Origin of the sequence: Amycolatopsis sp. WAC 04182 (genome assembly GCF_003947465.1) — a bacterium.
Lineage (GTDB): Bacteria > Actinomycetota > Actinomycetes > Mycobacteriales > Pseudonocardiaceae > Amycolatopsis.
This window is the reverse complement of record NZ_QHJJ01000003.1, coordinates 661322-674999: the sequence shown is the minus strand read 5'-3', so window position 1 is coordinate 674999 and position 13678 is coordinate 661322. Positions and strand designations below refer to the sequence as shown.

Annotated in this window: 11 protein-coding genes and 2 pseudogenes; 8 read left to right on the top strand and 5 right to left on the bottom strand. The window is 68.2% G+C overall.

The genetic code is table 11. From position 1 onward, the window contains the following. Positions 1 to 3: 3 nt before the first annotated feature. The 3 genes and pseudogenes from DMH01_RS16895 to DMH01_RS16885 form a co-directional block, all read right to left on the bottom strand. A pseudogene (locus DMH01_RS16895) lies at positions 4 to 1347 on the bottom strand (wax ester/triacylglycerol synthase family O-acyltransferase); the annotation flags it as partial. A gap of 59 nt (positions 1348 to 1406) precedes the next feature. Continuing rightward, a complete protein-coding gene (locus tag DMH01_RS16890; protein ID WP_125677823.1) occupies positions 1407 to 1637 on the bottom strand; it encodes an SHOCT domain-containing protein in 231 nt (76 codons plus the stop codon). A 16-nt stretch (positions 1638 to 1653) separates the two neighbouring features. After that, positions 1654 to 2674: pseudogene (locus DMH01_RS16885) on the bottom strand (NAD(P)H nitroreductase). A gap of 169 nt (positions 2675 to 2843) precedes the next feature. Between DMH01_RS16885 and DMH01_RS16880 the strand changes: the two are divergent. Both DMH01_RS16880 and DMH01_RS16875 read left to right on the top strand, forming a co-directional pair. After that, a complete protein-coding gene (locus DMH01_RS16880; protein WP_125677821.1) occupies positions 2844 to 4235 on the top strand; it encodes a DUF4389 domain-containing protein in 1392 nt (463 codons plus the stop codon). Then, positions 4235 to 4759 (top strand): flavodoxin family protein, encoded by a 525-nt coding sequence (locus DMH01_RS16875; RefSeq protein WP_125677819.1) that lies wholly within the window; start codon positions 4235 to 4237, stop codon positions 4757 to 4759. Before DMH01_RS16880 ends, DMH01_RS16875 begins: the two co-directional genes overlap by 1 nt. A 3-nt stretch (positions 4760 to 4762) precedes the next feature. Here DMH01_RS16875 and DMH01_RS16870 read toward each other — a convergent pair whose 3' ends face one another. Further along, positions 4763 to 5428, bottom strand: coding sequence for a type II CAAX prenyl endopeptidase Rce1 family protein (locus tag DMH01_RS16870; protein WP_125677818.1), 666 nt, complete (start codon positions 5426 to 5428; stop codon positions 4763 to 4765). 57 nt (positions 5429 to 5485) lie between these two features. On the opposite strand from DMH01_RS16870, the gene DMH01_RS16865 reads away from it, so the two are divergent. Beyond that, positions 5486 to 6544 carry an acyltransferase family protein gene (locus DMH01_RS16865; protein ID WP_233621563.1) on the top strand — a complete coding sequence of 353 codons (1059 nt, stop codon included), beginning with the start codon at positions 5486 to 5488 and terminating at the stop codon, positions 6542 to 6544. Between the two features lie 199 nt (positions 6545 to 6743). Here the strand turns inward: DMH01_RS16865 and DMH01_RS16860 are convergent, their stop codons facing one another. Then, on the bottom strand, positions 6744 to 7364 hold the full coding sequence (locus DMH01_RS16860; RefSeq protein ID WP_233621562.1) for a MarR family transcriptional regulator: 621 nt from the start codon (positions 7362 to 7364) through the stop codon (positions 6744 to 6746). Positions 7365 to 7399: 35 nt separating this feature from the next. On the opposite strand from DMH01_RS16860, the gene DMH01_RS16855 reads away from it, so the two are divergent. The 5 genes from DMH01_RS16855 (at position 7400) to DMH01_RS16835 (ending at position 13599) form a co-directional block, all read left to right on the top strand. Beyond that, positions 7400 to 8827: a hypothetical protein gene (locus DMH01_RS16855; protein ID WP_125677814.1), complete on the top strand. Its 1428-nt coding sequence runs from the start codon at positions 7400 to 7402 to the stop codon at positions 8825 to 8827. A 219-nt stretch (positions 8828 to 9046) separates the two neighbouring features. Further along, positions 9047 to 9319: a DUF1918 domain-containing protein gene (locus DMH01_RS16850; RefSeq protein WP_125677812.1), complete on the top strand. Its 273-nt coding sequence runs from the start codon at positions 9047 to 9049 to the stop codon at positions 9317 to 9319. A 259-nt stretch (positions 9320 to 9578) separates the two neighbouring features. After that, the gene (locus tag DMH01_RS16845) at positions 9579 to 10688 is read left to right on the top strand and encodes a universal stress protein (protein WP_233621561.1); all 1110 of its coding nucleotides are present in this window, start codon (positions 9579 to 9581) and stop codon (positions 10686 to 10688) included. Next, positions 10685 to 11341, top strand: coding sequence for a CBS domain-containing protein (locus DMH01_RS16840; protein ID WP_125677810.1), 657 nt, complete (start codon positions 10685 to 10687; stop codon positions 11339 to 11341). The genes DMH01_RS16845 and DMH01_RS16840 overlap by 4 nt, the downstream gene beginning before the upstream one ends. A 56-nt stretch (positions 11342 to 11397) precedes the next feature. Continuing rightward, the gene (locus tag DMH01_RS16835) at positions 11398 to 13599 is read left to right on the top strand and encodes a heavy metal translocating P-type ATPase (protein ID WP_199745553.1); all 2202 of its coding nucleotides are present in this window, start codon (positions 11398 to 11400) and stop codon (positions 13597 to 13599) included. Positions 13600 to 13678: the final 79 nt, after the last annotated feature.

Here is a 13678-nt window from a genome sequence, read left to right as displayed (position 1 = left end):
CAAGGCGGTGACCTCGGTTTCGATGGCCTTGGCGAGGAAACCGGCGTCCGGCGCACTCGCGAGGTCCAGGGTGATCCCGAAATTGAGCTTGTCGCGATAGGAGAAAGCGGCCACGCCGGTCCGCAGCCGCAAGGCGACCGGGACATAGGGGTAGAGGTCCGCCACCTCGCGTCCGAGCAACCGCAGCGGCGTCCGCGGCCCCGGGACATTCGTGACCACCGAGACCACGTTGTGCTGGGGGAGGCCGGCGGCGAGCCGGACGGCCCACGCGACCGGTGCGAACGGGACGGAGGCCGCGACACCGGTCAACGCGGCGCCGGCCTCCGCCTCTTTGCTCGCCTTCAAGGTGGCCGAGCGCCGATGAACCGCGACCAGCCGTCCCGCGGGATCGGGGACGTCGACGGGGAGCAAGGGCAGCATCAGCGAGACTTCGTTGTCGACGCTGTCGTGGTTTCCGCGGACGGAGACCGGCACGAGCGCGCGTATCGCGTCCGGCACCGGCTTCTCGCCTCTTCGGCGCAAAAGGGCCCGGAACGCGCCCGTGACGGCCGCGAGTGCCACGTCGTTCACGGTGACCTCGAAGGCCCGGCAGACATCGTGCACGTCGTCGAGGGAGGTATGTGCCACCTCGTAGCGCCGGTCCGGGCCGATGGGGCCGGAGAGCGACGATCGGGCCGCGGGGACGAGCGCGGAGGCGAACGCCGTCAGGCCCGAGACGGCATCCGCGATACCGCGCACCGCCCGTGAAGGTGAGAGCGCCAGCCGTACCACCGAGCGAAGCAGTTCGGCGGGAGTCAGCAGGATCCTGCGTGCGGCGTCCTTGAGCAGGTCCGCGGTGCCGAGGTCGGGGACCGGCTCGGCCGTCGCGGCGTCCGGGGGTACGTCGGTGAAGAGCACCTTCAGCAGCTCGTTACCAGTGACGCCATCCGCGACGCAGTGATGCAGTTTCGACAACACCGCCCAACGGCCGCCGGAAAGTCCCTCCATGACCCAGAATTCCCACAGCGGATGATCCCGGTCGAGGCGTTCCCCCATCAGCAGGGCGACGAGTTCGCACAACTCTCGCTCCTCGCCGGGCGCCGGAACGGCGATCCGGTGGAAGTGCCGGGCCGCGTCGAAACGGTCGTCGTCGACCCACACCGGTGGACCCAGATCGAGCGGCACACGGTGGATCTTCTGCCGGTAGCGCGGGATCAGCGGCAACCGGGAGGTGATCGACCGGACGAAGTCCGCGTGCGAGGGCGGTGGGCCTTCGATCACCGCCACCGAAGCGATGGACAGGGAGGCGTTGGGATCCCCGTCTTCCAGCTCCAGGAACGCCGCGTCGAGCGGGCTCAGATGGTCCATCGGTGCCTCCCGGTTCATTCAGGACGCGAGATCGCTGGCTTCGGTTGTTCTTCGTTCTCTCATCCGCGAAGCACGGCACGCCGTGTCTCGAACTCGTCCTTGTCGATCTCCCCACGCGCGAACCGTTCGTTCAGGATCCTGACCGCGTCGTCGTGGCCGGTCGAGGTCTTGGTGGTGCGGCGCAACAGGATCACCGAGACGGTGATGAGGCCGCCGACCAGGATGAGCACGGTGATCAGCATGAGCAGCATGCTGACCCAGCCGCCGTTGGAGTATTGCCAGTAATGCATGATCATTCCTTTCGACTCAGTGGCTCTGGTAGCGCACTTCGCGGGTCACCGGCGTCCCGAGTGGCGCGAGGACCTCGTCGAGGTTCCGGCGCGGGGTCGCGGCCAGGGGATCGGCGTTGACCGGTGCCCAGCCGGTCCGCAGCACCATCTGCGGGAAGGTGCCGCCGGTGACCAGGTCCCGCACCTTCGTCCTGGTGTCCGCGACTTCCAGCGGTTCGGTGAGCGGAGAGGTGGCCAGGCCCAGGCTGGTCGCGGCGAGCAGGACCGCGCTGGTGGCCTCGCCCGCGCGGAGGCGCGACATGGCGTCGTCCGAAGCCGTGCTCAGCACGAGGAGCGCGGTCTCGTCCGCTTCACCGGCCGCTCCTTCGGGCTGGCCGAGCAAAAGGGTCGGCGAACGCACGCGCCGGCAGGGCGCCGGGGGTGTCGTCCTGTGCGGGTGCGTTCGCCGACGGGACGCCGTCGGGAGCGGTGTGCCTGCCGCTCCAGGCGGCGAGTTCGGTGCGGTACGCCGGGTCCGCCGCGTGGACCTCGGCGGCTTCGGAGATGGCGCGCGCGAGGTGGTAGCGGGCGGCGTCGAGAGCGGGGCGCAGGATGGCGCCTTCGTCCGCCGCGTGCCGGGCGAGGGTTTCGAGGTGCCCGGTGGGGACGGTCCAAGAGCTGTGCCTGCGCCGGTCGGTCCGGCGCCGGGGAATGGCCGCGGCTAGCGCGATGTCCTCCTGGGTCGGCTCGTGCCGATGCAGTTCGATGGACGCCAGATGGTCCGGTTCCGCCGGATTGGGCAACCGGTGCACCTCGGCCCGCCAGCCCAAGGCCGCGAAGCCGACCCGGAGATGGTGCAGCGCCTCCCCGCAGCCGAGCATCAGGTCCCGGCCGTCCGGATCGGTACCGGCCAGCTGCCGGGCCCGGTCGGCGTACAGGTGGACGGTGCGATCTCCGACACGCCATTGCCAGGGCTGGGAGTTGTGCACCGAAGGGGCGCGGCAGGCCAGGGCCACCGCGGTTTCGACCGTGTAGTCGTCGGGAAGGCCGTGGTCCATCGGAAACCTGCCTCTGTTCAGTGGGTGAAGGGGCCGCGTTTCATCGTTCTCCTGAGGCCGCGGGGCGTGGAGGGCCGGAGGGCCCGGTTCGCCGGGCCGTTCGTTTCTGTTCTCCCGCCCGGTCGCGCGGGATCGTCGAAAGGATCCGCTCCCCGCAAGGAGGCGTCCCATGAGTTCCGCTGTCCGCGTCGAGGCTTCGCTCGATCCTGATCTGTCCCGCTGGCTGTGGCTGGTGAAATGGCTGCTCGCGATCCCGCACTATCTCGTGCTCGCGGTGCTGTGGCTCGCGTTCGTCCCGCTGACGGCGGTGGCGTTCTTCGCCATCCTGTTCACCGGGCGGTATCCGCGGGCGATCTTCGAGTTCAACGTCGGGGTTCTCCGGTGGGCGTGGCGGGTGCACTACTACGCCTACGCCGCGTTGGGCACGGATCGATATCCGCCGTTCACCCTGGCCCACGTTCCCGACTATCCCGCCCGGCTCGAGATCGACTACCCGGAGCGGCTTTCCCGCGGCCTCGTGCTGGTGAAGTGGTGGCTGCTCGCCATCCCGCACTACCTCGTCGTCGGTCTCTTCGCCGGAGGCGGGCTTTGGCTGTGGAACAGCTCCGACGAGGGCTTCCAGTGGGGAGCGGGCGGGCTCATCGGGATCCTGGTGCTCATCGCGGGCGTCATCCTGCTGGCGCGGGGTGAATACCCGAAGCCGATCTTCGACTTCGTGATCGGGATGGACCGGTGGGTCATCCGGGTGGGCGCGTACGCCGCTCTCATGACCGACGAGTACCCACCGTTCCGGCTCGACTCGGGCGGCAGCGAACCCGGCCCGCCGGCCGACCGCTCCTCCGAACCGGCACGGCACCGTCCGGGTACGGCGGGGTGGACGCCCGGTCGAGTCGTGTCCGTCGTGATCGGAGTGGCCCTCGCCGTCCTGTCGACCGGTCTGATCAGCGGAGGTGCCGCGTCCCTGTGGTTGGACCGGGCTGACCGCGACGACGACGGATACCTGACGGTTTCGAGTACCTACAGCACCGATACCGCTGCCCTGGCGAGCGAACGGTTCACGTTCGCCGACACCGCCGCCGGCGATGTACCCGTCACGCGTGCGCTCGGTGACATCCGCGTACGGGTGACCGCTCTCGACCAGAAGGACGTTTTCGTCGGTGTCGCGCCGGCCCCGGTGGCGGAACGCTACCTGAGGGGGACCGACCACGCGACGATCATCGATCTCACTTCGGGCGAACTGGCCGTACACCGTTCTCCGGAGTCGCCGGTGCTCCCGTGGGAAGTGGGTATCTGGACGGTTTCGGCGGTCGGCCCTGGCACGCAGACGATCACCTGGCCGGACCAGGCCGGTGACTGGACCCTCGTGGTGATGAACGCCGACGGCTCGGCCGGGGTGGACGTGCGCGCGGAGGCGGGTGCGACCGTACCGATACTCGGCTGGCTGTCCTGGACTCTGCTGGTCGCCGGCCTGCTGCTGCTCGCCGCGGGGGTGGCGTTGGCCGCGGTCGCCGTCACCCGTGTCTCGAACGAACTTTCACCGGTCAGCCAAGGAGGATCGTGATGCAGGTACTCGTGGTGTTCGAGTCGATGTTCGGCAACACCGAGATCGTCGCCAGGGCGATCGGCAAGGGCCTGGCCGCCTCGTGCGAGGTCGACGTCGTCAACGTCGACGACGCCCCGGCACAGTGGGACGGCCTCGGCCTGCTCGTCGTCGGAGGCCCCACCCATGCCCACGGCATGACCCGGCCCGGTACCCGCACGAGCGCGCGACAGGAGGTCGAGGGCGGAGTCCGCTCGGCGACCGGTGTCCGGGAATGGCTCGGCGCTTTGCCGACGGCATCACGACGTGTGCCGTTCGCGGTCTTCGACACGAGGCTCCGCCGAGCTCGGTGGCTCACCGGTTCCGCCGCGACCGGCGCGCGGAAGCTGCTGCAGAAGCGCCGCGGTGTTCCTTTGCTGCCACCGGAGAGCTTCTTCGTGGACGTCGGCAAGAACGCCACGATCCTGTCCGATGGGGAGCAGGAACGTGCTGAAGCCTGGGGTATCCGGCTCGCGGCGAGGCTTCTGGAGACCGCGGCCGGCTGACGCTCACGGGTGAGAAAGCACCCACCAGGCGACGAGCAGACCACCCGAATTGGTCGCGCAGTGCAGGAGCGCCGGCGCCAGTACGCCCTTTCCCCAGTGCCGCCACCAGTAAAGGAAGACGCCGGCGCCGGCCGCCGCGACCATCGCCAGCACCGAGATCAGCGGAAGCGGGAGACCGCCGACGGTGGCGTTGACCGCGGCGTTGCGGACCAAGGCGAGCGAGGGCAGCAAATGCCACAGACCGAACAGGGCGGCGGCGCCGAGGACCGGTGCCCAGCGCCAGCGCTCGCCGGCACCGAGAAGCGCGGGGAGAACGCCGCGGAAGGCCACTTCCTCGAGGAGAACGGTGCCGAGGGGAATGCGGAGCAGGGCGAGCCACACCAGCTGACCGATCCCCGGCGTCCCGACCCTGCCGTCTTCGAAGACGGTCCGGAGCCCGGGCACGGCCAGCGCCACCGCGAACACGAGGCCGACCAGCCCGGCACCCGCGAGGCCGATGACGGTGGCGCGACCGAGGGTGTGCCTGCCGAGCCCGATCGACGCGAGCAGGAGGCCGGAGAATCTGGCGACGGCGATCAACACGGCCGCCGTCACGGCACCGCATATGGGATACGCCCAGCCGGGCAGCACGCGGTTCGCGAGCACCGTGGCCGTCGCGAGCAGCAGCACCGAGACGATGACGGCGAGAACCCTACGAGGGAGCCGTATGTCGACTGGTTGCGCTCGGTGAGCCTGCTCGTCGTGGTGGTCTGGCACTGGGCGTTCACCATTCTGCGATGGTCACCGGACGGGCCGATGCCCACGAGCCCGCTCGGGTTCTTCTCCGGTTTGTGGATCTTCACCTGGCTTCTGCAGGTGATGCCGATGTTCTTCTATGTCGGGGGTTACGTACACCTGGTGTCCTGGCGACGGGCGAGAGCACGCGGGGATCCGCTCGCGCGCTACGTACTGCACCAGATCAGGCGCCTCGTCGTGCCGGCCGGAGCCTTGGTGCTGATCTGGACCGCGTTCGGTGTGACGGCGGCGTCGGTGTTCAATCTACGCTGGATTCGCGGTGCGGCACTGTTGATCATCAGCCCGCTGTGGTTTCTCGTGGTGTACGTCGTCCTCTTGGCGGTGCTGCCGTTGAGCCTGTGGCTGCACCGAAAGTTCGACGTCGTGGTCCTGGTCTGGCTGGGCGGTGCCGCCCTCGGCGCCGACGTGGTGCGATTCCGCTACGACGTGGATCAGGCGGGGTGGGTGAACATGATCGCGGTCTGGGGGCTCGCCCATCAGGCCGGTTTCTTCCATCGACGGCTCGTCGACGCACCGCGGCGCTGGGGGCACGCGTTGCTCTGGACAGGTCTGTTCGGTCTGGCGGGATTGGTGTTCTCCGGTCTGTATCCGGGTTCGATGGTCGGTGTCCCCGGGGACCGGTTGTCGAACATGGGGCCGCCGACGTTCGTGATCGTCGCGCTGCTGACGTTCCAGATCGGCTTCGCCGAGGTGACCCGCCCGTTCTTCGAACGACGGCTCGCGAGGCCACGCTGGCGCCGGTTCATCGCTCTGCTCGACCACTACGCGCTGCCGCTGTTCCTCTTTCACACCACCGGGATGGCGCTGGCGAAGGCCTGCGTCCACTTCATCTTCGGGAATGGCCTCTCCGACGACCGGCTCCCTGATCTGATCTGGTGGCTGCAACGGCCGATCGCGGTACTCGGTTCGTTGTTGTGCACGCTCCCGTTCTTGCTGCTTTTCGGAAGAAGGCAGCCGTCTTCGAGAGTTGCCGACGTATTGACGCGATGAACGCCACTGCGGCGCTTCTCGTCCTCACTTATGGTCTAACCGAGATCACAAACCGGGGTACAACACGTCTCATAGATGTCGCTTTACGTAACCATTATCCGGTTGCCGACGACTAGTGCAGGAACGACGACCGGAGGACGCATGAGATCGAAATTTTCGACATCGATACGAGACAATCGGCGTGCTCCTCGGAACGTGACTATTCGCTCTCGCGTTCCGCAAGCTGCCTGGCAGTGGCTTCGCCTCGAGGAGTGGCATACCAGCCCTTCGACCGGCCAAGTCGGGTCTTGATGACCAGACCCCGTTCCAGGAGCATCTTTCCGCTGCGGCTGATCTGCGCCTCGTGGACGTCGAGCCGATCGCAGATGTCGGAGCTGGTGATGTGCGCCTCGTGGCATACCAATACGAGCATCTTGGCCGCCCACGACTTCGGGTCCAAGGTATCGGCCAGTGTCGCCTGTTCGGCTCGGTCCAGCGCCGCTTGGGTCACCTCGGCGAATGCCGTGACAACGGCTTCGAGGCGCGCCGCCTGGCCGCCTGGCTGCAATCGTGTGCCGGCGGATTGGAACGCGCGTAGCGCCGCCCGTAGTGATGGAATGTCCGCCAGCAGGGAGGCATCGACCAGCCATCTGCCGACGGCTGCCGTCCAGCGGTCGACCGCTACATGGTCGCCGAGCACCTTCCCCTCGCCAGTCTCTTCTCGCAGCTTGGCAGCCCAGACTTCGAGACCCCGCGACAGGCCTTCGGCCGCGCTGCCGTGCGCGGAAGTCGCACCGGTCGCTCTCGCGTTCAGCGTGGCGGCTATCGCGGTCGAGGACATGGCTCCCCACCTCCATAATCAAGGAAGTGTTAAGTATGGATCCCGCTGACGCGTTCGTCAACCTCTACGACGAACTCAAGGACATCCCCGGGGACGCTCTGAGTGACTGGTCGGACCTTGAGCGGGTGCAAGTCACCAGGGAAGAGGTATGTGATGAGGTGCGGACGACTGGATTCTTGTCCGAACAGTGGCTTTCTGCCTGGTCGGATGATCGGGAAATCCTGTTCGGTGTCTTGCTGGGACTGAATTTCGCGCTTCTCGACGCCAGCACCGACACGTCCGATCTTGGCTTCAGGGCACTGGATTACCTACAAGTCCGGCTGGATATGAATGGCCGGCTCAACGAGGCGACGGGAGGACTTCTGCTGCCACGTCGCACGTCTCCGTGCCGGCCGAACGAGGACCCCGAACACCTCGATGACTTCCTCGCATTGCACCGCATCCCGGCATACATCAGTACGAACTTGCAGGTCTCCAAAGTCGCCGCCGTTCATGACATACCGCAGTTGGATACGCATGGTCTTTCCGACGGACTCGCGACGGCACGGCCGATTCGGATCGCGCAGCTGCCTTTCCTGGCCGAACCGGACGACCTTCGGTGGAAGCTGGATCGTCCTGACGGCGGCTTCTACACCGTCGAGCCAGACAGTGCGCGACTCGCCGACCGGATCGCGGAGGCGTTGAATGTCCTCGACCAGAGTGGAGCAGTGCTGGCTGTCCTTCCCGAAGGTTGCCTCGACGACAGCCTTCTCGAACGATGGCGCGAGCAGCTCCGGGCTACGCCGCGGCCGGATGAAAGCTCGCTCACGTGGCTGCTTCTGGGTACTGGCCCGGTCACGAGCGCAGGCCCGCGTCCGACCAGTAATCGTCCTCCGAACCGTGCGGTGCTCGTGCACCGCAACGGCTGGCTCGATCCGTTGCTCACTCAGGACAAGATGGCAGGGTTCTGCTTCACAGTGGAAAAACAGAAGGAGTACGAGGTCGAGTTGGGCGGAGTCAAGCGTGACGAACGTATCTCGCATGATCCCCTGATTACCGTGCTCGAGTCTCGCGTTGGACGATTCGCTGTCCAGGTCTGCGAAGACTTCACCCGTCCTCTGCGCCATCATCCGGTCATCGCGGTCGGAGCAACTCATCTTCTCGTCCCGGTTCTCGCGGCTCCGATGTGGCGAGGGGGTTGGCAAGCGGTCGCCGGTCAAGTGCTGACTGTGCAACTCGGAGCGAAAGCTGCGGTCAGCAACGGACTCGCGATCACACGGTTCTACAAGGAGCCGAAGTCCGCTGTGAGCAGCTTTTCGGAGGTCGAGTATCCGGCGACCACCCTGCTGACCATCACTGGCCCGCTGGGCAGGCCTGACGAATACCTGACGACCGAGGACATGGTTCAGGAACACGGTAATGCCGATGCCAAGCGGCAGACGGCAGCCGAAGACGCCATGACACCACGAGTGGCCGACTGGTAGTCGTGCTCCCTGGTTATCAGCGAGTGCTCAGAGCTTGACATCGGGACCTTCGGCTCTCCTTCGCGGACGCCGAGTAAGCGACTGTGGAGAGCATGTTTGAGGATGCGCGAAAAGACCGTGCCGTGAGCGAGCCCGGAGGGTTGCATCCGGCCCAGTCGGTCTTCGTTGTGCAGAACCAGGCCAGTGCGTTCCCCCTAGGCCGATGCGAGAGGTGGCGCCGTGCGCGCGCAGCGAGGTGACTGGCTCGTCATCAAGGGATCGACCCTCGGAAAACCGGACCAGCGGGGCCTGATCATCGAGGTCCACTCCTCGGATGGAACACCGCCGTATGTCGTGCGCTGGCTGCAGGACGACCATGTGTCCATGGTCTTTCCCGGCCCCGACGCTGTCATCATCACCGAGGCGGAGCAGAGTGCCGCAGACGAAGCCGAACGCGCCCGGCTTGCCGCCTTACAAAAGGCCATCGTCACAGGGCAGCGGTCGTCTCGCTGACCGACGTCGCGTCGCCCATCAGCAGGGAATATGCCGCGCTGACGAATCGACCAGAGTGCCCGTGTGCGCGGCGACTGTGCGTTCCGCCGAGGCCATCTCGAAGCCTCTTCTCAGAAAAGCAGAAGCCATCCGGGGCTTAGGGCAGAACGTCCCGCATCGGGCGGGCCAACGGCCCGGTGCATCGGGGCGCCAGGCACTGACCTTCCGGCCGCGATGGAGGCAGGCTTGGCCGTAGCACTTCGCGGAAGGTGGTCGGGAGATGGCGGAAGGATTCGACGACAGCCGGTCGAAGCCGGTGGTGGCCGGGATCGACGGTTCTCGGTCCGCGGTGGAAGCGGCGCGATGGGCCGCCGGGGAGGCCGGCCGACGCGGGCTTCCGTTGCGGCTCGTGTACGCGTACGAATCGGCCGGACGTGACTATCCCACCCTGGAGGTCACCGCGGCGGAGGTGCGTGAAGCCATGCGGGAAACCGGGATCCGGCGTTTGAGCGTCGCCGGGAAGACCGCCTCCGGGGCCGTGCCCGGTCTGGACGTCACAACCGAGATCGTGGAGGGGGACGCGAGGGAGGTACTCGTCGAGGAATCGCGCCGGGCCGCCCTGATGGTCCTCGGCTCCCACGGGCTCGGAAGTGTCGGCAAGTTCCTGCTGGGCTCTTCGGGAATCGCGTTGGCGGCCCACGGACAGTGCCCGTTGGTGGTCGTCCGGGACGGCGCCGCGCGTCCCGGTCCGGTACTGGTCGGTGTCGACGGCTGGCCCGCCTCGGCGTCCGCCGTGCGATTCGCCTTCCAGGAGGCGTCGGAGCTGGGAACCTCGGTGACCGCGCTCAGGACGTGGAGCGAACTGGGCCCCGTCGAGCCGGGCATGTGGCGTCTCGGCGGTTCGAGAGCCGTCCACGACTCCGCACGGCGTGCCTTGACCGCCGAGGTGTCCTCGGTGGCACACGAGTATCCGGATGTCCCCTTCGGTTGTGTCGTGGTCCGAGGACGAGCGGGCAAGGTCCTCCGGGAATACGGCGAACGAGCGGGTCTGATCGTGGTCGGAACCCGCGGCAGGAGCGGATTCGCCGGGATGCTGCTCGGCTCGGTGAGCCAAGGACTGGCAGGCCGGACATCGTGTCCGGTCGCCGTCGTCCGTGCGGACACCGGGATTCGGAATTCGCACTCCAAAGGAAGGAAGCAGAACATGAACGACGTCGAGAACGCGCGTGCGGCCAAGGAAGCACGGGACGCGATCGCCGCCGGATCCGGCTCGTCCCGTTCTTCGGGTGAGTTGGCGGAGGCGGCGATGCGGAGATACTTCGCCGCGGAGTCCTATCGCGCGCGGAAGCGCGAGGAACCGTCCGAAGAGGACGAAGAGCGTCCGTCATGACCGGGAAGGCCATCCGCGACGTCATGACCCGGGAGGTCTACTCGGTGCGGAAGGGCACCCTGATCGCGGACATCGCCGGAATCCTCGCGGGCCGGGGGATCAGCGCCGTTCCCGTCGTGGACGACGACCGCGATGTCGTCGGTGTCGTCTCGGAGGCCGACCTGTTGCTCAAACAGGTCGAGTCGGTCAGCGCCCCGCGTCCGAGGGTGCCGGGGATCCGCTCCAAATCGCACGCACGGACGGCGGCGGACGTGATGAGCACCCCCGCGATCACCGTCGAAGCCGACCTTCCGGTCGCGGAGGCGGCCCGGTTGATGGTGGGCCATCGGGTCAAGCGGCTGCCGGTGGTCGACCGCTACGGGAAGCTGACCGGGATCGTCAGCCGGGCAGACCTCGTGCACGCCTTCGTCCGGACGGACGAGGAGATCCGGGACGAGGTCCTGCGGGACGTCTCGGAACAGATCCGGCGTCCGTCGCGGGGTGATGTGCGGGTGGGCGTGGAAAACGGGATCGTGACCCTGCGGGGTGAGGTCGAACGACGGAGCCAGGCCGTCGTGCTGTCGGCGCTGGTGCGCCGGATCGCCGGCGTCGTCGATGTCGTCGATCGGGTCCGGTTCGGGTGGGACGACGAGGCGAACAGGCCGACCGGGTGACGAAGCCCCGATGGCCTCCGTCTCTCGAAACGCTTCTCCTGGCCGGAGTGCTGACGATGCTCGCCGCGGGCGGTATCGCCCGCTTCGGGAGCCCGGCGACGGCTTCGGTGCTCTGGGCGGGCGCCACTGTGGTGATGCTCGTCCCGGCCACGCTCTGGGTACTCGCCGACCTGCGGGCGGGCAGGTGGGGAGCCGACGTGCTCGCGGTGCTCGCGCTGGGCGGCACCGTCGCGGTCGGGGAGTACCTCGCCGGGGCGATCATCGCGACGATGGTCGCGACCGGCCGGGTGCTCGAAGCGGCCGCACGTCGTCGCGCCGGGCGCGACCTGTCCGCGCTGCTGGCACGGGCGCCGACCACTGCCCATGTGCGCCGTGGCGACCTCGTCGAGGTTGTACCGGCCGCTTCCGTGTTGCCGGGCGACGTGGTCGTCGTCCTGCCCGGCGAGGTCGTCCCGGTGGACGGGCTGGTCCGTGGAGAAGGGATCTTCGACGAGTCCGCCCTGACCGGAGAAGCGGAGCCTGCCGACCGCTCGGGGGAAGAGGTCCGCAGTGGTGTCGTCAACGCCGGCGCCGTCGCCGAGATATCGGCCTCCGCGACCGCCGACGCCAGCACCTACGCCGGAGTCGTCCGGCTCGCCGAGCAGGCCGCTTCGGCCACCGCGCCGATCGCACGGCTGGCGGATCGGGTGGCGGTCTGGTTCCTGCCGGCGGCACTCGTCATCGCCGCCCTGGCCTGGGCGCTCACCGAGGATCCGGCGCGCGCGGTCGCGGTGCTCGTCACCGCCACGCCCTGCCCGCTGCTGCTCGCCGTACCGGTCGCGGTGACCGGCGGAATGTCCCGGATGGCACGGTCGGGGGTGGTCGTCAAGGACGGTGCCGCGCTCGAACTGCTCGGCCGGGTCCGCACCCTCGCGATGGACAAGACCGGCACGGTGACCGCGGGCCGTCCGGAGATCACCGCCGTGGTCTGCGCGCCGGACGACTCGGCCGATCGCGTTCTCGGGATCGCCGCGGCGGTGGAGGGGTTCTCACCGCATGTGCTCGCCGGATGTGTCCTGCGGGCGGCGAGAACCGCCGGAGTCGCGGTGCCGGCCGCCGCGGCCGTGTCCGAGACACCCGGGCGCGGGGTCGAGGGGACGGTGAACGGGAAGAGGGTCCGGGCGGGCAAGCGGTCCGGGAGCCTGCTTCCCGGGTGGGCGCTCGGCGTGGAACGGAGAGGGAGGCTCGACCTGGCCTCCGTGATCTGGGTCGAGGAAGACGAGAAGCCGGTCGCCGCGCTCCTGGTGCGGGACCGGCTCCGGCCGGACGCGGCCCGGACGCTGAGCCGTCTGCGTTCGGCGGGACTTACGCGGATCGTCCTGCTCACCGGCGATCGAGTCGGCAACGCCGAGGAGGTGGCGGCGCAGCTCGGACTCGACGACCTGCACGCCGAATGCTCCCCGGAGGACAAGATCTCGTTCGTGCGCGGGGAAAGCGAACGCGCGGTCACCGCCATGGCCGGGGACGGGATCAACGACGCGCCCGCACTCGCCGCCGCGGGTGTCGGCATCGCGCTGGGCTCGCGCGGTTCGACGGCCGCGGTCCAGGCCGCCGACGCGGTGATCTTGGACGACCGCATCGACCGGCTGGCCGATGCGGTGGACATCGCGCGCCGGGCGAGACGGCTCGCGGTGGAGAGCGCCGGGATCGGCACCGGCTTGTCGGTGCTCGCCATGCTCGCGGCGGCGGGCGGGTGGCTGGCACCCGTGCTGGGGGCGTTGGTGCAGGAGGGAATCGACATCGCCGTCATCGGGAATTCACTCCGGGCTCTTCTCGCTCCGCGAGCGTCTCGGCGGCGCGCGCCGGAAGGATTGGTCCGGCGATTCGCGGACGAGCACGAAACCTTGCTGCCGGTCCGTGCCGCGGTGCGCCTGGCCGCCGACGCACTGGCCGAGGGAGCGGGGCAGGACGCCGACGACGCTGTCCGGCACGCCGGCAAGCTGCTCACGGAGCGGCTTCTGCCGCATGAACGGGCCGAGGAGGAACAGCTGTATCCGGCGCTGGCCGACGTGCTGGGAGGTCCGGACAGCACCATCACGATGAGCCGGGAGCATGCCGAGATCGAGCGGTTGATCCGTCGGTTGCGCAGGCATCTCGACGAAGCGCCGGACGGCATCCGATCGGATCAGGTCGATGACCTCAGGGCGACCCTCTACGGCCTCGACGCGATTCTCACTCTTCACTTCGCTCAGGAGGAAGAGGCTTACTTCACGCTTTGAGCGACCGCCTCCTGAGAACTAGGACGCAGCGTGACATCAGGCTTCGAGGCTGGGGCAGCGATGTCCGCCGCGGGGCCGT

What these genes read in the sequence shown, in the direction of transcription:
- DMH01_RS16890 (WP_125677823.1), bottom strand. Translation starts at nt 1,637, where the DNA reads ATGCATTACTGGCAATACTCCAACGGCGGCTGGGTCAGCATGCTGCTC.
- DMH01_RS16880 (WP_125677821.1), top strand. Translation starts at nt 2,844, where the DNA reads ATGAGTTCCGCTGTCCGCGTCGAGGCTTCGCTCGATCCTGATCTGTCC.
- DMH01_RS16875 (WP_125677819.1), top strand. Translation starts at nt 4,235, where the DNA reads ATGCAGGTACTCGTGGTGTTCGAGTCGATGTTCGGCAACACCGAGATC.
- DMH01_RS16860 (WP_233621562.1), bottom strand. Translation starts at nt 7,364, where the DNA reads ATGTCCTCGACCGCGATAGCCGCCACGCTGAACGCGAGAGCGACCGGT.
- DMH01_RS16855 (WP_125677814.1), top strand. Translation starts at nt 7,400, where the DNA reads ATGGATCCCGCTGACGCGTTCGTCAACCTCTACGACGAACTCAAGGAC.
- DMH01_RS16845 (WP_233621561.1), top strand. Translation starts at nt 9,579, where the DNA reads ATGGCGGAAGGATTCGACGACAGCCGGTCGAAGCCGGTGGTGGCCGGG.
- DMH01_RS16840 (WP_125677810.1), top strand. Translation starts at nt 10,685, where the DNA reads ATGACCGGGAAGGCCATCCGCGACGTCATGACCCGGGAGGTCTACTCG.
- DMH01_RS16835 (WP_199745553.1), top strand. Translation starts at nt 11,398, where the DNA reads ATGCTCGCCGCGGGCGGTATCGCCCGCTTCGGGAGCCCGGCGACGGCT.